The following is a 19,395-nucleotide window of genomic DNA, read 5'->3' as shown; positions in this document are numbered from 1 at the left end:
TGTATTTTAAAAAAGAAGATGAATGTTATGAATTCCAGACGAGCACCCGAACCGGTGTTGGGTTATAGGCATTGCAAGGATTGTTAAGCTGCGGGCAATTGCTGAGCAGCGCCGTCGTGCGGCAAAGCGATTGAAGCTCCACATAGGCGCCGGGCGAGGATACGCCATCCGCAAACTGGAGGCCGCCGTCTGCCGTAACCGGCACATTCATGAAGAAGTTAATATTCGGAGCCAAATCCCGTTTCGTATAATTCTCGTTCCGCTTCGCCAGCTGCAGCATAAACGTATCCCGGCAATTGTGCATATGAAGCTTATCATGTGAGTATCGCACCGTATTGCTCTGAGCGGAGCATGAGCCGCCGACCGTATCATGGCGTCCGCAAGTATCCGCGACGATCCTCAGCATTTCCTTGCCGGATTCGGAGAGGAGCACGCTTCCTGTCGTCAAATAGATGTTTCCTTGCCCGGCAATCGTCGCTACCGCACTATAATGGTCCTCAGGATGATCCGCATCGTAAAACAACGTATCGGCCGCTTGATTGCCATCCAAATCAACGATTCGCAGCACTTGGCCGTGCTGCAGATCATACATCCAGCCGTCACCTGCCGCGATCACTTCATCATATATCGCATCCTCTGCCCTGCGCGTGCTTTCCACTCGATTAAAAACAGACATTGTCATTCCTCCTGATCATGGATTGATAAGTTCTATAGGCCTTGCAGCAGGTAATATTGCTGCGTATTTTCATAAGCGCGCCGGTTCTCCGGCCGGTAGTTCAAGCAATAATCATCGTCCGCAGCCGGGTCAGCTTCCAAAACCTCAATTTGAACGGGAACGGACGGATACTCTCTGCTTGGATCGAGCGGATTAGGCGTGTTCGACAGCACGAGCAGCACATCCATATCGGTCCTAAGCGTTACGGCTGCACCTGCCTTGCAATGCTCCGAGCTAAAATGCATCCTGCCCTGCTCATCGCAAAACACTTTGGAAAACAAATTCACGACGGGAACAAGGTCCCTCACGCCCAGACCGTTTCTCACCAGCTCAACTGCAAAATTTTCTTCTCCGCTGTGCAGCCATTCATTTCGCAGTTCCTGGTAGGTGGTCTTTCCATACTTCGCATCCGTAACTTTGCGGCTCGTGTACCCGCTTATCGTATCGTGCCAGCCAAGCTGGTCGTCAACAATGCTGGCCAGCGACCGTCCGTTATCGCTCATCAGCACATTCCCTTTTGTTAAATGTGAGGTATACTGCGCTTTTAGCGTGTCGGGCATATTGTAGCGTTCCGTCAAATCCTTTGCGTTATAGAGTAACAGGGATAGATTCGCCCCCGCTTCCAATGCAGTAAACCGCAGCAATCTCCCACGGCTGATCGTTCCTGACCACTTTCCTCCTGGACGAATGGTTGTACTCCAAATGCTGCTCATCGCTGTTTCCCCCTCTATTAATTGGTTGGCCTTGAAAATAAAGAAAGCCCGGGAGAGTAATCTCCCAGGCTTTTATCCTTCCGTGTACTATAGCGGGCTGCTTTATTGAAAAACCGCCCTGCTATATGCCGTCTCTCGGACCAGTCCTGCTTAAAGCTGACGATGGTTTTGCTCCATTTCTTCTCGTCAGCCGTCTTCAGCGGAACCCTAGACAGCTTGTCGTTCTCAATGGCAATCATGAGAACCTCTATTCAGTTGTCACTTTCCCTAACGTTTGTTAGGAGTATACTAGCGATTAATCATTTTTGTCAATATTCATGTAAGGTATTATTACACTATTGTTAAGCCCAAGGGAAAAGCCGGCGGTTTAGAAAAGCAAATATCCGATCGCTGATGAGGCCTAGCAGCCCGATTACAATGATCCCGACAAAAATTTCGTCCGTATTCAAGAATCGCTGCGCCTTCATAATCTGATAGCCGAGTCCGCTGCTTACCGCTACAAGCTCTGCAACGACAAGATAGGTCCACGCCCATCCCAAAATGAGGCGGAGCGTATTCATCAACTGAGGCTGAATCGCTGGAATAATAACCGTTTCAATCGCCTTCCACCTTGAAGCTCCAAGTGTAAAGGAAGCATGCAGCAGGTCATGCGAAACGCGCCTTGTAATATCCGATACCATGAGCACCAGCTGGAAGAAGCAGCCGATAAAGATAAGCAGCACCTTTGCCCATTCCCCGATCCCCGCCCACACCATAATGAGCGGAATAAAGGCTACGGCCGGCATATAGCGGATAAACTCCATCGGCGGCTCCACAAAGGCTTCTCCGTATTTGAATGTCCCCGCGAAAACCCCGATAGGAATCGCGATGACACAGGCTAATAGGAAGCCGGCCGTCACCCTGAATACGCTAATTCCGATATGGCCCCAATACTCCGGACTGCCGAGATTAAGAATAAGCTGAACCAGCACCGCATGCGGCTTTGGCAGAAAGATCGGACTGACCGTCTCCGTGTAGCTGAGCAGCGACCATATTCCGAGCAGCAAAACGAAGGAAAATCCCGCCGTTACGGCAAACGGCTTTGGGCCGATGTCTTTGAATAGCTGAAATTTATGCGGTTTACGTCGTATTGGCGTTCCCATCGCTTATCACTTCCCTGCTTTTTTATTTACAAACTGAGGGTCAAACAACTCATCTACGCTGTCGAGCTTATCGACCATATCGAGCTTATAAAGGAAATCGGCCGTTTTAAGCCCCGTATAGCTAAGCGACGTATAATCATCGTTCTTCTCGAAAGCTTTGATGTTATCTTCAATGCCAAATAGCTTAATGCTGTCTAGACCGAGCTGGAAATCCTCCGGCGTCGTCTCTGCCTTCTCGGCAAGCAGCTTTATCGCTTCCTCCTTGTTCGCCTCGTACCAAGCCAGCGCATCGAACCAAGCATCAACGATTTTCTGTACATCCTCTGGACGCTTCTTCACAAACGAATCACGGAAAACGAGTAAATCAGGAATGAGTCCAGGCGTTTCCTTGGACGAATAGAGCACCTTTCCTTTGCCTTCCTTCACCGCGGTCGTTTGGAACGGCTCCCAGAGCACGGATGCATCCGTATTACCCGAGATAAAGGCCGGGCCGGCGTCATTTACCGTCATATTGACATATTTAATATCCTTTTCATCCATCCCGTTCTCCGCGAGGGCGGTAAGCAGAAGGAAATGATCTACAGTACCGAGCTCCGTTGCTACCGTCTTCCCCTTCAAGTCTTTAATCGATTGGATGTCAGGTTTACTTACGATCGCGTCACCGCCGAAGGAATTATCGTTGACGAGCACGGCCTTGAGGCCAATGCCCTTTGACAGCGGCGCGAGCGAATCGCTCAGCGTTTGGCTGTTCGCATCTACCTTACCGGCTGCTATCGCTTGCAGAGAATCACTGTATACAGGGAAAAACTCCAACTTCACGTCCACGCCATGCTTCTCGAAGAACCCCTTCTCCTCAACCAAGTACCACATATACCAACCCGGCCATGGACTAAGAGCAATGGTAATGGGATCACCTGCAGCCCCTCCCGCTGTTTCCTTTGCATTTCCAGAGCATGCAGCAAGCCATGTCATCGATACGATAAGCATTAGAACCAATGCAGCTTTAAGTGTTTTTTTCATTTTTCCCCACTCCTGTCTTCTTTTTTTATTTCACCGCGAAACTGCCCAAAGACGGCGACGGCCGTTTACGCTTTGATAGCGCAATAGGCTATAAAAAAAAATAAAAGCCCAGGAGAGTGATCTCCCAGGCTTTTATCCTTCCGTGTTATATAGCTGAGCAGGTGTTTAGGCCGCATCATCTATACGCCGTCTCTTGGACCAGACTTAACTCCTCCCGGGGCGCTTGCTTGCATCGCGCCGGGCCGTCGTTAACGGAACCCTAGACTGCTTGTCGTTCTCATCGATTATGCTCGAGAACCTGTATTCACTTGTCACGAAACCTTACGTTTAACCGAATTATAGAGCGGAACGTACGGATATGTCAATATATACGTTAGGTTTTATTACATGTAAATAAAAACGCCCTATTTTAAATAGGACGCTCTGTTTCGTTCTCCTTTGTTTTTGCGGGAATGGTCATGCAAACGGAGGTTCCGATTCCCCTTTTACTTACGATCCTGACGCCATACTCTGCTCCGAAGTGAAGCCGGATGCGTCCGTCTACATTGCGTATGCCATACCCAACGTTCAAGCTTTCCACCGGATCCGACAACTGACGCAATATTTCGGGATGAATGCCGATGCCGTCATCTATGACTTGAAACGTGATCAGCCCGCCCTCCAGCTTTCCGACGATGCGAATATTAATGCGATCTCCGTACCAGGCATGCTCTAACGCATTTTCAATAAACGGCTGCAAAATCAGCTTCACGGTTGTAAACCGCAAAATATCAGGGTCAATATCAAACAACGCCTGCATACCGTCGCCGAATTTGGTTTTCTGTATATTAATATAAGCGCCAACCTGCTCCAGCTCGTTTTTAATCGGAATGACGGTTCTGCCTTCATTAAGCGACAAGCGATAAAATTTAGCCAAATCGAGCACCATGCGCTGCAGCTTGTCCACTTCGCCGAATTTAGCCAACCTGCTAATCGAAGACAAGGTGTTGTATAAGAAATGAGGGTTAATTTGCGCTTGCAGCGATTCAAGCTCCGCTTCCTTTTTCTTAATATTCGTCATATATACTTCTTGGATCAATTCATCGATGTTTTGTCCCATTTCATTAAGTGCGACGGAAATCCGCGTAAACTCGTCCTTCCCCTTAAACACGATCTTCTTCTGAAAATCCCCCTCTTGGAACGCATCCAGCACGCGTACGATTTTGGATACCTTGCGGGAATAAAACCGGGAAATGAACAAGCCCGCGAACGAAAACACCACATAACATGCCAAACAAATCAGCACCGTCCAAAGCCTCACGTCATTGGTCGCTTTCTCCATAATGTCCGTCGGGACAAGCGCAAGAAGATGCCATTTCAGCTGCGGAATTTCTTCGTCAATCACCCAGTAATGCGCAATCTTCTCCTCGCTCAAGGTTTCGCCAAGCCTATAGTCTGTATCTCCGGAGGAAAACATGATTTTACGATTCTCGTCAATCGCAAAAATCTTCGTACCCTTGCCGATTTTTTCAGAATCGACGCTCTCCAGCAAGTCCGTCAGCCTAAGGCTGATCCTTACAAAGCCAATCTCCTCCAGGGAAATCGGATCATTCATATTAACAAGCCGCCTAAGCAAAGAAATATGCCCGAACTTACTGTCTCCCTCCACCTGCTTCCACTGCAAGGTTTGCCCATAATGCTCCTTCGGATAGTTCAGGTACCAGTCCTTACCCAGAATCCTCTTTATATGGTACAAATCGAATAAAGGCCCTTCTGCGTTGAGCGGATCGGTATTTTTATAATTGTGGTAAATCTCCGGCAGCGTATCGTTGTGCAAATAAACCGCAAGGCGCATTTTGTTGTTAGCAGCCTCAATCGTGGTCTGGATTTTGGGCAGGAGCTGCTTCGTCGTTGCTTCGTAGCTGACCCAGCCTTCCTCGTAATGCCTTAAATAAGAAGCTAAATTGCTGTCAAAATAAAGCATGTCCGAGATGCGGGACATATCCTCCATTTTGTACGTAATATTATCCTTCATCTGCTCGAGTGTTCCGTGATTAATCTCGCGTGTTCTCTCTTGAATCGAGTTCGTAAAGATTAAATTGGCCGCGTAGCCGACCAGCAATACCGGTATGATAATAAACAAGCTGTAGGTAAGCATCAGCTTAATGCCGAAGGGCATATAACGATGCTCGTTCTTCTGATTGGTCATGTTCGTCTATACTCCAGCGGCGTCATGCCGTACATTTCTTTAAATTGTCTGCTAAAATAGGGCAAATGCCGATAGCCAACGCGATCCGCGATTTCGTATATTTTCATATTGGTCGTTTTTAGCAGCCGGCAGGCTTCCTCCATGCGCAGCTGAATGAAATATTCGCTGAAGTTTTTGCCTGTTTCCTCTTTGAAAATCAATCCGAGATAATTCGGCGAGAGCGAAAATTGCTCTGCCAAATCACGCAGCGTGATGTTATCCTGCGTGCGCTCTTTCATATAGTCGATTATTTGCTTAATGAGCTTCCAATTTTTTTTCTGTTTATTCGCCTGCAGCGTCTCTGAAATTTCATACACCCTGCGTCTCAGCCATATGTGAATATCATTAATGGTTTCGAACTGCATAATGATATCATAATTATTCAATTCCATCCCAAGGAGCTGGAACACGTTTTCATTCGTTCTTTGCAAATAATTATCAAGCTTCATCACGATATAGAGCGCATAATTCCGCAGCGTAAACTTTGATTTCAAGCTTTTGGCAATCTGGAACAAATCATCAAGCTCATCATGGATACGAACCAGCTCGTACGCTGACATCGCTACAAATAACGCTTCAAGCTTCTCGTCGAGATGCTTGACATCCTCTTTCTCCGAGGGCCTAACCTCTCCGTATCCAATGACCCTGCCCTTGCCATAGAACATTTTCAGATCCAAAGCTTCTACAGCCTGCTTGTAGGAATGGGACAACTCGCTGATTGAGCCGCATTGCTCCCCTACTCCTGCCGTAATCGAAAAAGCATGCCGCTCGTTTACATGGCCGATCATCCGCTCCGGCAAATTCCCGTTATCCGCTTGCTCGATAAGGATCGCGATGCGGGTCTTGCTTATTTTGCAAATTTGCCTTACGCCAAGCTCCGTACAAATCGAAACAACCTGCTGCATCTCATCCCGTTCAGGTTCGCTCTCTTCGCTTTGTTTCCAAGACCTATCGTCAATTTCGATAACCGCAGCCATTCCCGGATAACGGAAATGGTTCATTTCATAATCCTGGTTCAGGATCTCAACCGTACGCGCACTGCTCGTCCCTTCCAAGAGCTGCAGCAGGTATTCATTCTTAACGATCGGAACCATCTGCCAATAAGCATCCTGCCTCTGCCGTTCTTGATCCAAATCCTCGCGAACCTTGAGTAAGGAATCAATCAGCTCCTGGTCATCCATCGGCTTTAGCACATAATTAACAGCGTTGAGCGACAACGCCTGCTTCACATAGCTGAAATCCTGATAGCCGCTGACGAATATAATTTTAATATCCTTGGACTGCTCAAGCGCGCGTCTTGCCAGCTCCAGCCCCGTCATATTCGGCATTCGAACGTCGGTAACGATAATGTCAATCTTCTCCGCGTCCAGCACTTTACAAGCGTCAAAGCCGTTCAGTACCCCCGCGACAACCTCCATGCCAAGATCCTGCCAAGGGATAAAGGTACGCATTCCTTCCAAATCCAGCCTCTCGTCGTCTGCAAGCAATACTTTATACATGATGTTATCAGCTCCAATTAGGAAAACGCGATATGGGTTAATACAAAAAAAAGATTCTACAGAAACGAAAAAACTCGGGTACACTAAATAACTTAGTATACCCGCCGTTTTATGAAAATCTATCTATTATTCCGCTTTCATTTTTGCAAGATTCGCCTGCCATTTTTCCGTTTTGAACGCCAGCAGCTTATCGTAACCCGCCGATTGCGCATCCTTCTCCGCTTGATCAAGAATAGCCAGCACTTCCGCGTCATCCTTTGCAAACAACGCTTTTGCTCTCACCTCAAGATAGAGATCCTCGATACGTTGACGAATAATGCCTTCTTCTGTTTCCGGCTGCGGATCAATGTTGATGAACTCCGTAGCGTTAGATTGCGTTTTCCAAGTGATTTCACGTTGGTAGCGAGTCGACCAGTTCTGCTGCTCTACCGGCAAAGTAGCTTCGAACTTCGCTTTCGTTGAGTCGATAAATACGGTGTTACCAACCCAGTTCAGGTTAGTTGTAATGCCTTGAAGCTTTGCCATCTCTCCTGCTTCGGATGTATATTTGTCCGTGAAAATCGGTGTTTCGCCGTCCGCTTCTACGCCATCCCAGTAGATGCCTGGAGGTCCCCACATCAAGGCGCTTTGTCCTTCAGGGCCTGTCAGCCAGTCATAGAAAGCGAAGATCGCTTCTGGGTTTTTAGCTTTTTTCGTAATAACTGTTACGTTCCAACCAAGCATACCATAAGTGCCAGGGAAAATTTTATCCTTGTCCAAACCTTCTTTGTGAATCGGCCAAATCATGAAATATCCAGCTTCCGGATCGTTTTTCACGAGCTCTGCATGTGCTTGCATCGCGATTTCCGTCGGGCTTGCCGCTGCGAATACCGCAACGCGGCCGGTCATTACTTTTTCCGTAATTTGATCGATCGTTTGCGTCATGGCATCCTGCGTGATCAATTTCTCGCGGAACAGCTTCGACGTGTACTGCATCATTTCGCGGTACTGCGGATCAAGGAAGATCGAAGTCAGCTTATCGCCGTTAGGGACAGCGCGCATGCCAGGAAACTTCTGATCATTTTCTTTGAACGCAGAGTACAATACATCAAGGCCTTGTCCGTCTTTTGCCAAATGCGGCTCATAAGGAACAACATTCGGATACTTTTCTTTCACGAGCTTCAAGTAGTTGTATAGATCATCGGTTGTTTCAAGCTTAGGCGAGCCAAGCTCCGTGTAAATCTTTTTGTTAACGACATAGCCGGCGTTGCCGTTCGGCTGCTTCGTGTACCAGTTAGGGAACTGATAGAGCTTGCCGTCCTCGGAACGAAGCATGTTGATGCCTTCATCACCGAGCCATTTTTTCAGGTTAGGATATTTGTCCAAGTAGTCGTCGAAAGGTACGAGGAGATCTGCGCTGCGCAGTTTTTCCACATCGACACGCTCCAGCCAGATCGCGTCAGGCAGGTCGCCGGTTGCGATCATCGTGTTCAGCTTCTGAGGAGCCGCACCGCCGGAATGGATCGGTTTTACATTTACTTTCTTCGTATCTCTAATCCATGTGCTTGTAATATCCCCGCCCCAAGCCGGCATAGTGTACCAATCATAATGACCGTAAAGCGTAAAATCAAGCTGCTCCTTGCCTAGCTCATAAACCGATGCCGGTTTGTTGCCGTTATTCGCATCCGCCGTGTTGTTTGCTGTTTCTCCGTTGCCGGAATTTCCGCCATTGCCGCTGCATCCAGCCAATAAAGAAACGGCCATAAAAGCGGAGACGATAGGGACGAGCAGTTTACTTTTCGCTTTCATCTGTATAAAATCCCCTTTCAAACTCTTTTTTATATGTTCAAAGCTTTCACTTTAAACCACTTTTCATACGTGGTCTGCTACTCCTTCAAGGAGCCGACCAGCACACCCTTTACGAAATACTTTTGCACAAAAGGATAAATCATAATAATGGGAATCGTGGCTACCATCATGGTCGCCATGGACAACGATTTGCTCGTTACCGTTCTCATTTTGGCTAATTGGCCTTGTGCCGCGGAATCAAGCTGAGACATTTGGTCCGAAACAATGTTCGAATTCAAAATTTGCTTTAGCATGGTTTGTATAGGAAGCAGCTTCTCATTGGTGATGTAAATGCTTGGACCAAACCAGTCATTCCAATGAAAAACAGCGGTAAACAGCGATAGTGTCGCAATCACGGGTCCGGAGAGCGGGACGACGATCCGGAAGAAAATGCCCCAGTTGCCGCTTCCGTCTATTTTTGCCGATTCCTCGAGACCTGCGGGCAAGCCTTGGAAGAAGGTTCGGAAAATAATCATGTTCCACACGCTGACCAGCGAAGGAATAATGAATACCCAAAACGTATTCATCAGGTGAAGCTCGCGAATCAGGAGAAAGGATGGAATAAGTCCGCCGCTGAAATACATCGTGATGATACATAAAATCATATAAAACTTGCGGCCCATCAGCTCTTTCTTCGAAATGCCGTATGCGAATATGGCTGTTACAAGAATGGATGCCGCCGTACCGACAACCGTTCTGGCAATCGATACTAGAAACGCGCCGACCAGACGCTCGTCCTTGAAGACGATGCCGTAGTTCTCCAGCGTCCAGGTGCGCGGCCAAAAGGTTACGCCGCCCTTAGCCGTGTCTATGCCGGCATTAAATGAAATGACGAGCGCATTCCAAAAGGGATAAAAGGTCAGAAAAGCTAAAAACGTAAGTATGATGTAGATGGTTACCGTCATGACGCGGTCTCCGAAGCTGAGCCTGATCACTGCATCCTCCGCCTTTCCGGGCTAATTGTATAGTTTACCACAAGCTGCTGCCGGCTCTGCGTGCCAGGTAGTTCGCCATCGTCAGAAGTCCGACGCTGATTACTGCTTTGAACAAGCCGACTGCAGTGGCGTATGAGTACCTTGAGCTCTGTATACCCACTCGGTAGACATACGTATCGATGACGTCCGACACATCCCGAAGCACCGGGTTGACGGCAAGCAAGAGAATGTCCTCGAAGCCTGCGTTGAGCAAATTACCGATAGCAAGAATCATGAAGATCAAGACAACCGGCATGATCGAAGGCAAAGTTATCAGGAAAATTTGTTTAAACTTGCTCGCGCCGTCCATAGATGCCGCTTCGTACATGCTTGGATCAATACTGGCGATTGCCGCGAGATATACGATGGAGCCGAAGCCGATTTCTTTCCATACGCCAGTCGAGACAAGGATGGTCCAGAACAATTCCGGAAGCGACAGGAAGTTGATCGGCTCCTCTATGAAATTCATTTTCTCAAGTAAAATGTTAACGCTGCCGTTGTCGGTTGAAAGCATCGACATGATGAGTCCCGCGACGATGACCCAAGACATAAAGTGCGGAAGGTAGCTTACTGTCTGAACAAGACGCTTAAACATCATGTTTTTCACTTCATTTAACATTAAGGCGAGCACAATCGGTGCAGGGAATCCGATGCAAAATTTCAATAAGCTGATGACTATCGTATTTCGCATAACCTCAAAAAACTCCGGTGAGCTGAAAAACATGTCAAAATGCTTCAAGCCAACCCATTCGCTTGCCATAAAGCCTTTGAAAATGCTGTAGTCTTGAAAAGCCATTAATACGCCGTACATCGGAATGTAGCTGAACACGATAATAAGAAATAATGCCGGCAGCACCATCAATTGGATGTCCATTTGCTTTAAAAATCTCAGAAATGCATTTTTAGTTTTTGGTTTAGTTATTAGCTCTTCATTAACGGAAAGCTGCGCCACTACTCAATCCCCCTTGCTCTTGTTGTTCTACTTGTATTCTAGCTTGATACCAAAACGACTAATAGCTATCTGAACAACTAAAAATGATACTTTTCAATCATCGAGGTAAGCGCAATCATTAATGCTCATAAAAAAACAAGCACGGCGATTTGCCGGCCTGTTTTTATGTGGCTTCACGCCTGCCGTAGCTGGCCGCAAAGCGCTTCATTTTTTTATAGGCCGGGGGATCGAGCCGTTTCAGCGGATGAAATTGCGGATGACTAGAATTCACCTCCAGCACCCAGAGATGCCCCTTCTTATCATAAGCAAAGTCGATGCCAAGCTCATGCATCCCCGAGCGGTGCTTGCTTAAGATCCGCGATATGCGTAAAGCGATATCTGTAAGTTTCCGTACGCGTCCAGTCGTTTCCTTGGATGGGATACCCTGCTCTGCTCCAAGTCTTTTCATCGTATAAATAGCCCCGCCCTGGTAATAATTCGTTACGATTTTGTTACGTCCGCCTACCTTTACCATAAAGCCCGTGCAAACCCAAGAGCCTCTGGGTTTGCGCTGAACCATCGCCCGGATGTCATAGGGACGATCCTTCACCCGATCTAAGGTTATCCCTTTTTGAATAATGAGCTTACTCGCACTTTTCTTCTTTAGACGATGATAGACTTTAGATATGGAGGCAAATGTTTTGCGGATTTGCTTCTTTCCGACGATCTCATATAATTCATAGCCGGATCGGGTCCGCTTCAGCTTAAATATCCCCCTGCCTTGAAAACCAAAATCAGGCTTTACATAAAGCATGTCGAAGCGATCAAGCATCATTTCCAAGTGCTCCCGGCTGAACGAGACCGTTTTCGGGATATGGCTTTTCATTTTTTTATCTGCTGATAAGTATTTGCAGACACGCAGCTTCCCTCTAAAGTTACGGCTGGCATATCTTTTTTTGAACATCTCGGCTCACCTCACCTTACTATATGAAAGCAAGGCTGGAAGCAATTGTACGTATGCTCACAGTCACCAAAAATACTAACGGGAGCAACTGGTGGATGTGGAACTATTTTCTTCTTATATACGTTATAATTGAAGCAGAGGGAAATTCTGTTTATCCCTGCAGAAATATATTCGAGAGGTGTGTCGTTTTTGTTTAACCTGAATCACGTTTCAAAGCCGGTCAAAATGACTCTATGGTGTACTATTCTTTTCGTATTCGCAGTCAGTGCCGCGTCTGTTCTCCTATACGGCGATCATTTTTTGTTAGGCTCCTATGAGAAGTTGAACAATGATGACGTGAAATACGTCAACAGCGCAAAAATTTTATTGAACAAACATACGCTTGCCTATAACAGCGGCGAAGAGCCTTCCTCCTTCATTATGCCGGGAATGCCTTTTATTTTGTCCGGGCTCATGCTCATTTTTGGACAAGGGGATGCCGCAGTTGTCGCGTTTCGAATTTTGCAGGTGGTGCTACAGGCCTTTTCCGTTTATTTGATTTTTGTTATTGCGAATAACTTGTTTAACAGCCGGACGGCTCTGATCGCGAGTATAGCAACGGCTTTATATTTACCGGACTATTTCTCTTCGGGCGTTATATTATCCGAGACGATTTTCCGGACGATCTTTATCCTTTTGGTTTACTTCAGCCTTCTGGCTTTAAAGAGCAATCAAACGAAACATTATATCATCGTCGCGGTGCTTGTCGTCATGGGCTGTTATTTCAAACCGCATACCGGGCTCTTCCCCGTCGTATTGTTCCTATTGTGGTTGTTTAATAAGGTGTCATGGAAAACAATCGTGAAGCATACGGCCGTCATATCCGTTACGATGGTGCTGCTGCTCTGCCCATGGTGGATCCGGAATTACATAACTTTCGACGAATTCATTCCTTTTACCAAGTCCGCTGGCAATCCGATGCTGCTCGGCGCTTTAATCAACAACGCGGCTCCAGCAGAACCGTTCTTCGATGCTCACCCTGAATATGCGACCCGGGATAGAGCCAGCTTATTCGCAGGCTCGGATGACGCCATGGCGGACACCGCCAAAAAAATTATAAGCTTCGGCTTTAAGCATCAGCCTATGGAATATTTAAAGTGGTACACGGTTGATAAAATGACGGGTTTGTACCTCGGGCCTTATTATTGGAAAACCGTATTTAATATCCCTCATCCGCTGGTCGTCTTGATCCATTTTATTATGATGCTGATCAGCAGCGCCGGTTTGCTGCTTATGCTTGTCAATGCGATTGCCCGGCGCAATATCCCTTATTTGCTCATCTTGCTGACGCTTGCTTATTTTACCGTCATCTATATTCCGTTCGTCGCTTTCTCCCGCTACGGCTATCCAAACATTTTCCTTATTTTCCTAGGAGGAGCTTACTTAATCGAGCGGGTAATAAGCGTTCAATCGGTGAAGGATTTGGCCGTTGGGCCTGAAGCGAGAAATCTATAAGGGAATAGACTACCCACCTTCAAAGGCTTTTCGAACCCACCCAAACCCTCCCTTCCAAGGGAGGGCCCCGAGGCGCTGCGCCCTCTGGACACCTGCACCTGGAGTAACGTGGGAGTTAGCGAGGCGCATGATAGATACGTCTAGGTTGGAGCGCTTTCGTCCCTGGGGGACACGCTTAACTTCGGGAATAGGGCAACATAAGCACAAAGGAGGCACCTAGCGCTAGGCTAGGTGCCTCTTTTTCTGTCCATGTAGACTTACTTCTACTCCTTAACCGATCCCATAACCAAACCTTTTACAAAGAATTTTTGGAGGAATGGATATACGATCAGGATCGGGAGAGCGCCAATGAAAATTTGCGCCGATTTTACCGTTTTTTGCGAGATCAAAGCTAGATCGGCCGGATTGATGCTCATCGAGCTCATATCGCGCTGAATGATAACCGTCTGAAGGAAGGTGGCCAGCGGATATTTTTTCGGATCGCCAATATAGAGCAAGCCGTCGAACCAAGAGTTCCAATGAAATACCATGCTAAACAAAGCAAGCGTCGCAATGGCTGGCAGCGAAACCGGCAAATAAATGCTGAACAAGGTCCGGAAATGGCCCGCCCCGTCGATTAACGCTGCTTCTTCGAGCTCCTTCGGAACACCGCGGAAGAAGTTAAGCATCAGAATCGTTAGGAATACGTTAACTGCGCCAGGAAGCACAAGTACCCAAAAGTTATCCATTAAGCCGATCTTCTGAATGACCATATAGAAAGGAACAAGACCGCCGTTAAACAGCATCGTGAATACGAACAGCCAGGCATAAATGTTCCTGCCGCGGAAAGCATTATTTTCTTTGGACAGCGGGTAAGCGGCCAAGAAGGATAACACCAGCGTTAGCAGCGTTCCGATGACCGTTCTTTGTACGGCGATCCACATCGAGTTTAGAAAGATCGGGTTGCTTGTCGTTTTTTTGTAAGCCTCAAGCGTGAAATCGACCGGCCATAGGCCGACGATATTGGCATCAGCCGCAGCCTTTGCGCTAAGCGATACCGCGAACACATGCAGGAGCGGAATGACGCAAAGCAAGGCTAGAACGATCAGCAGGACCGTATTAAACGTATTGAATATGCGATAGGATGGTGATTTATGATACATGCCGCACGGCCTCCTTTATTAAAAGATTCTGTAATTCGCCAGCTTGTAAGCAAGGCGGTAAGATATGACGACTAAAACAAAGCTGATTACCGATTTAAACAATCCGATTGCCGTTCCAAAGCCCATCTCGCCGTTCAAAATCGCCGTCCGGTATACAAAGGTATCGATAATATCGCCTTTTGCGTAAACCAATGAATTATACAGGTTGAATATTTGATCGAAGCCCGCATTCAGCACGTTTCCGAGTGCCAGCGTGCCTACGACGATCGCAATCGGAATCATCGACGGAACGGTAATGTGGATCGTTTGCTTCCAACGGTTAGCGCCGTCTACCTCTGCCGCTTCATAGAGCGACGGGTTAACGTTGGCAAGGGCTGCTAGGAACACGACCGTTCCGAAGCCGAACTCTTTCCATACGTCGGAGAGAATAACCGTAAAGCGGAACCAGTCGCCATCGCCGAGGAAGAAGACCGGCTGGATGCCGAACGCGCTGGTCAGCAGGCGATTCACGAGTCCGCCCTCTGTTGACAGCAGGTCTGTCAAAATCCCGCCCAAAATGACCCATGACAAGAAATGAGGCAAATAAACGAGCGTCTGTACGAAACGCTTCACGAGCTGCTTTCTAATCTCATTCAAGAGAATGGCGAACATAAACGGAGCAACCAGGTTCAGCACCATTTTGAAAATCGCAATGATCAGCGTGTTCCAAATAACCTGCATGCTGTCCTCTCTCTCAAATAAATAACGGAACTGATCAAGCCCAACCCATTCCGAGCCGGTCAAGCCAAGCCAAGGTTTATAATCCTGAAAGGCCATGACTAATCCACCCATTGGCAAATACGCGAAGATGATTAAAAAGACAAGGGATGGAAGCACCATAAGATGAAACGGCCATTGTTTTATAAGGTAATAAAACAGCGGTTTTCCTTTAGATTTGACAACAGATACCGAGATGTCGTCTTGTTGAAGCGTTTGCTGCTGTGACATTTTTTGTTCCTCCCGCTGGATGAAATGTAGAACGCGATCAGCCTCTTCCAAGGCGCGTATGCTACCTGCGTTTCTTATAATAAAATTATATCAGCGCCAGAAAAATCGAAGTAGCTAACAAACCCAACATTCATGGCACAAATGCAACCTCTTTTGACGTGCGCACCCAAGCGTAAACGGCTGACGCCGTCCTTGGCGGCAAAAGCTCGTTTCGTGGTGAAATATAAGCAACATATAAAGTTGAATTTTATACTTTCTTATATTTCAAAAAAAATGCGGCCCCCTAGGGACCGCATTCTTATTGCTTACACTATTTTGCTACGCTCGAATACCACTCATTAACTTCCTTCGTAATATCGTCGCCGCCGGAAGATTTCCAGCTCTTCACGAACTCATCGAAGGCTTCTGCCGGCTTCGCGCCGTAAATGATTTCGTTGAACGTTTGCGCTTCGATTTTCTTCAAATAATCCATGCGCGATTTCATTGTTTTCGTAGGAGGCCCTACGAACATATCTTTCTTCGAAATCGCTTCCTGCTCCATGACAACAGTCGCCGCAAGCGCCGTCTCCGGTCCATATTGCGCTACGACTTCTCTCTCGCGGTAAGTCGTCGCTTCCTTGCCTTCTGCCAGGTTCAACAGCGCTTTAAACTGAGCATCAGGAATACGAGCGCCGTCACGCACGATGAAGTAACGAAGCGGAGCGGTGATTGCGCCACCGGGAACATCATCCAAATACAAGGCTTTGCCGCTAGCGTCAAGCGCGTAGTCGTAACCCTCGAATACGCCTAGATCAAACGGGCTGCCGGCTTGCGGGTCGGCAAGATTTTCAAACAAATAGTTCTCATAAGTGAAAAAAGCTTCCGGATTTTTCATGTCTTTGTTAATCAGAATAACGCCGTTTACGAAATGAGTGCCATGACGCATCGCTGTGCCGTCATCGCCTGTAGGAATCGCATACGGTTTCCATACTGCGCCCTCAACGTTTTTGGCTGTATCCAGCAATGGCCAGCCGCTCATCCAGTAAGGCCCAGGGATAATGCCTGCCGTCCCGGCAACTGCCGGTTCAGATGTTTTGTTCTCGTCCCATAGCGCCGCTTCTTTCGGGATATAACCTTTGTCGCGCCATTCCTTCAGCTTCACGAGGCCTTGCTTGATGCCAGCGTTTGTAGAGCCGTATTCCAATGTGCCGTCGGCTGCGAGGTTCCACTGCGAAGGCAATGTGCCGTATGCGCCGAATACCCATGACGGATCGCCCATCCATGTGTTCATCGATGTTTTGAAGCCAACGCTCAGAGGCACGACTTTGTCCGGTGCCAATCCTTGCGGGTTGTTGTTTTTAAAAGCTTCCATGACCGCTTCAAGCTCAGTGATCGTTTTTGGTGCCTTCAGATTAAGCTTATCAAGCCAGTCTTGGCGAATCCATAGCAAGTAGTCGCTATTGTATGCATAATCAAGCAGCGGAATACCCATGCGCTTGCCGTCATTCATATAAGCGTTCCACACGCCAGGATCGAGGTTCATTGCCGCTTTCCATTTCTCGCCCGCGTATTTATCGAACAACACGCCCGCATCCTGAAACATGCCTGAATCAATAAGATCCTGTGCCAGCAGCTTATCGTTAATTACGGCGACATCCGGCATCTTCTGGCCGGAGGACATCGCAAGACGCATTTTTGTCGCAAACGCACCGTTTGTATCCGTTACCGACCAAAGCGATTCAACTTTAATGCCAAGTGTATCGAGCGCCCATTTCGTTGCCACGTTGTTTTCGATCGTCTCGCCCTCGCGGAACGTAAGCGCAGGATCGACTCCCCATACCGTGGAGATGGTAACCGGTGGATCATATTTCTCTTTGTAAGGGTTTTCCGCATTGCCCGCGGCAGCATTGCCATTCGCTGTATTAGACGGCTCCGCTTTATTGCCGCTGTTCGAGCAGCCGACGACGGCAGAGACGATCAGCAGCATACAAATTGCAAACGTAAACCGTTTTTTTGTTTTCGTACTCATTGTAATCCCCCTCATGATTATGTTCTACAAGTTTAATTATAGGATGGGCAGCAGCCCCAGCCTATGACACAATGCGAACATATCAGCACCTTTTGCAACCATTTACTGCTCTCGGAACTCCTGAGGTGTCATACCGTAATATTTTTTGAATGTTTTACTGAAATATTGCGGATTCTGATAGCCCAGCTCGCTCGTGATTTCATAGATCTTCTTGTTTGTGTTTTTGAGCAAATAAAGCGCCCGCTCCATCTTCATGCCGATGATCCATTCGCTTAAGCTTTCTCCCGTTTCCGCTTTAAATACCTTAGAAAGGTATACCGGATGCAAAAAGACGCGGTCCGCGATCGTTTTGACCGTCGTATCCTGGCTCAGATTAGTCGCCACGATTTCCTGTACCTGCTTCACAATGAAGCTTTTGGCGCTTTCTTCATTCACCGAAAGCTCGCTCTGCAGCTTGTTCAGCACGCCTATCGACCACTCTTCCAGACGGTCAGGAGATAGGACCATCGTCTGATCCAGAATAAAATCGATGCCAAGCTCGTTAATCTGCGATACATATTGTCCTTGTCTATGCGCAATATACATAAAGGCGTTGGTCAGCGCCAGATATACCTCGTAAAGATGCTCACGCGAATATCTGGTTTGTTTCAGATCAGCAAACACATCTTTGATTTTCTGCTCCACCGCATCCCAGCGCTTCGATTCAAGCAGCGTAATCATCGTCGGCGGCTTGTACAGGGTTTCCATCGATTTCACAAACATATGATCCTTGCTCACCCGGTCCTCGAGAAAATGAACCGAATGCTGCTCCTCGTTTGCTATCATGAACATCGCGCCAAGCCCCGCGCGGTAAGCCGTCGTAATCGATTCAGGAAATTCGAACCAATCCGTTACGACAATCGAAATCTCGCCCTTAAGATAGTTGCTGACGTTGCCGCGAAGCTTCTTCGTCGCATCCACTAGATTCGTTTTGCGCAAGCTGCGATTTTCTGCGCTGTAATCGAATTTCTCACCCGCCTCATACCTCGGCTGTACCATAATAAGCAAGTACTCATGCGGCGCCTTGCAGTGCCAGACGTTAAAATGGTTCGCGAACGATTCCTCTGCGATATTGCCGACCGCAAATTCCATCAACGAGGCGGAGCTGTAATCCAAATGGGCAAATTGCTTACCTAGCTGAACAAGCATCATGACGGTAGGACGCTCCATCATAAGCGGGATCTCATATTGCGTCAGCTTCTCCTTGATCGTTTTCGGGGAAAGCTGTCTGCCCAGCACAAGATCCACCATAAAATTCGCGCGAAGCACCTTGAAATCAGATTTGCGGTCATACAGCAGCTGCTGATACTTCTCTGCCTGTTCCCATTCATCCTTTAACGCCTCTATTGCGCCTGATACGGTCTTGACGAACTCATCATCATTCACCGGCTTCAATATATAATCGAAGGCTTGCAGCTGAACCGCCTTCTTGGCATATTCAAAATCGGAGTGTCCCGTCAATAAGACACATTTGATATGCGGCCAGCGCTGGCCGATTTCCTGAACGAGCTCCAGTCCGTTCATCTCCGGCATCGCAATGTCGGTTACGACAATGTCGATCGCATTCTCCTCCAACAGCTCCAGCGCTTCGAAGGCGGACGCCGCCTGATAGACGCTCTTCACGCCGATTGAAGACCATGGGATCGTTTTCTCCAAGCTCCCGGTTACATAAGATTCATCATCGATTAATAGAATTTCAATCATCGGAATTCC

The 19,395-nt window shown here is 47.6% G+C and carries 15 protein-coding genes and 2 riboswitches; of the genes, 1 reads left to right on the top strand and 14 read right to left on the bottom strand.

Translation table 11 applies throughout. The features are described 5' to 3' along the window. Window positions 1-25 precede the first annotated feature (25 nt). The 10 genes from RCO25_RS01235 to RCO25_RS01185 form a co-directional block, all read right to left on the bottom strand. Window positions 26-676, bottom strand: coding sequence for an urea amidolyase associated protein UAAP2 (locus RCO25_RS01235; RefSeq protein ID WP_308994329.1), 651 nt, complete (start codon window positions 674-676; stop codon window positions 26-28). Window positions 677-708: 32 nt separating this feature from the next. Further along, window positions 709-1,428: an urea amidolyase associated protein UAAP1 gene (locus RCO25_RS01230; protein ID WP_308994328.1), complete on the bottom strand. Its 720-nt coding sequence runs from the start codon at window positions 1,426-1,428 to the stop codon at window positions 709-711. Window positions 1,429-1,487: 59 nt separating this feature from the next. Continuing rightward, a riboswitch (guanidine-I (ykkC/yxkD leader) is annotated at window positions 1,488-1,650 on the bottom strand. Window positions 1,651-1,769: 119 nt separating this feature from the next. Continuing rightward, window positions 1,770-2,570, bottom strand: coding sequence for an ABC transporter permease (locus RCO25_RS01220; protein WP_308994326.1), 801 nt, complete (start codon window positions 2,568-2,570; stop codon window positions 1,770-1,772). A 6-nt stretch (window positions 2,571-2,576) separates the two neighbouring features. Beyond that, entirely contained in the window at window positions 2,577-3,590 is a 1,014-nt protein-coding gene (locus RCO25_RS01215; RefSeq protein WP_308994325.1) for an ABC transporter substrate-binding protein, read from the bottom strand. 119 nt (window positions 3,591-3,709) lie between these two features. Further along, window positions 3,710-3,864, bottom strand: a riboswitch (guanidine-I (ykkC/yxkD leader). A 135-nt stretch (window positions 3,865-3,999) separates the two neighbouring features. Next, window positions 4,000-5,778: a sensor histidine kinase gene (locus RCO25_RS01210; RefSeq protein WP_308994324.1), complete on the bottom strand. Its 1,779-nt coding sequence runs from the start codon at window positions 5,776-5,778 to the stop codon at window positions 4,000-4,002. Continuing rightward, window positions 5,775-7,316 (bottom strand): helix-turn-helix domain-containing protein, encoded by a 1,542-nt coding sequence (locus RCO25_RS01205; RefSeq protein ID WP_308994323.1) that lies wholly within the window; start codon window positions 7,314-7,316, stop codon window positions 5,775-5,777. Before RCO25_RS01205 ends, RCO25_RS01210 begins: the two co-directional genes overlap by 4 nt. Before the next feature lie 126 nt (window positions 7,317-7,442). Continuing rightward, window positions 7,443-9,104 carry an extracellular solute-binding protein gene (locus RCO25_RS01200; protein WP_308994322.1) on the bottom strand — a complete coding sequence of 554 codons (1,662 nt, stop codon included), beginning with the start codon at window positions 9,102-9,104 and terminating at the stop codon, window positions 7,443-7,445. Window positions 9,105-9,181: 77 nt separating this feature from the next. Then, window positions 9,182-10,078 (bottom strand): carbohydrate ABC transporter permease, encoded by an 897-nt coding sequence (locus RCO25_RS01195; protein WP_308994321.1) that lies wholly within the window; start codon window positions 10,076-10,078, stop codon window positions 9,182-9,184. 34 nt (window positions 10,079-10,112) lie between these two features. Then, window positions 10,113-11,069, bottom strand: a complete 957-nt coding sequence (locus RCO25_RS01190; RefSeq protein ID WP_308994320.1) for an ABC transporter permease — start codon at window positions 11,067-11,069, stop codon at window positions 10,113-10,115. 163 nt (window positions 11,070-11,232) lie between these two features. Further along, window positions 11,233-12,012 (bottom strand): YheC/YheD family protein, encoded by a 780-nt coding sequence (locus RCO25_RS01185; protein ID WP_308994319.1) that lies wholly within the window; start codon window positions 12,010-12,012, stop codon window positions 11,233-11,235. Between the two features lie 189 nt (window positions 12,013-12,201). Here RCO25_RS01185 and RCO25_RS01180 point away from each other — a divergent pair, with 189 nt between their 5' ends. Then, on the top strand, window positions 12,202-13,506 hold the full coding sequence (locus tag RCO25_RS01180) for a glycosyltransferase family 39 protein (RefSeq protein ID WP_308994318.1): 1,305 nt from the start codon (window positions 12,202-12,204) through the stop codon (window positions 13,504-13,506). 263 nt (window positions 13,507-13,769) lie between these two features. Here RCO25_RS01180 and RCO25_RS01175 read toward each other — a convergent pair whose 3' ends face one another. The 4 genes from RCO25_RS01175 to RCO25_RS01160 form a co-directional block, all read right to left on the bottom strand. Beyond that, window positions 13,770-14,648 carry a carbohydrate ABC transporter permease gene (locus RCO25_RS01175; RefSeq protein WP_308994317.1) on the bottom strand — a complete coding sequence of 293 codons (879 nt, stop codon included), beginning with the start codon at window positions 14,646-14,648 and terminating at the stop codon, window positions 13,770-13,772. A gap of 18 nt (window positions 14,649-14,666) precedes the next feature. Then, on the bottom strand, window positions 14,667-15,527 hold the full coding sequence (locus RCO25_RS01170) for an ABC transporter permease (protein ID WP_308994468.1): 861 nt from the start codon (window positions 15,525-15,527) through the stop codon (window positions 14,667-14,669). A gap of 418 nt (window positions 15,528-15,945) precedes the next feature. Continuing rightward, window positions 15,946-17,643, bottom strand: a complete 1,698-nt coding sequence (locus RCO25_RS01165; RefSeq protein ID WP_308994316.1) for a type 2 periplasmic-binding domain-containing protein — start codon at window positions 17,641-17,643, stop codon at window positions 15,946-15,948. 102 nt (window positions 17,644-17,745) lie between these two features. Continuing rightward, window positions 17,746-19,386, bottom strand: a complete 1,641-nt coding sequence (locus tag RCO25_RS01160) for a response regulator transcription factor (protein ID WP_308994315.1) — start codon at window positions 19,384-19,386, stop codon at window positions 17,746-17,748. Window positions 19,387-19,395: the final 9 nt, after the last annotated feature.

It is taken from the genome of Paenibacillus sp. LHD-38, from assembly GCF_031157315.1.
In the GTDB taxonomy this organism is placed as follows: domain Bacteria; phylum Bacillota; class Bacilli; order Paenibacillales; family Paenibacillaceae; genus Pristimantibacillus.
The sequence above is the reverse complement of the archived record's forward strand: the minus strand, read 5'-3'. Positions and strand labels throughout refer to the sequence as shown.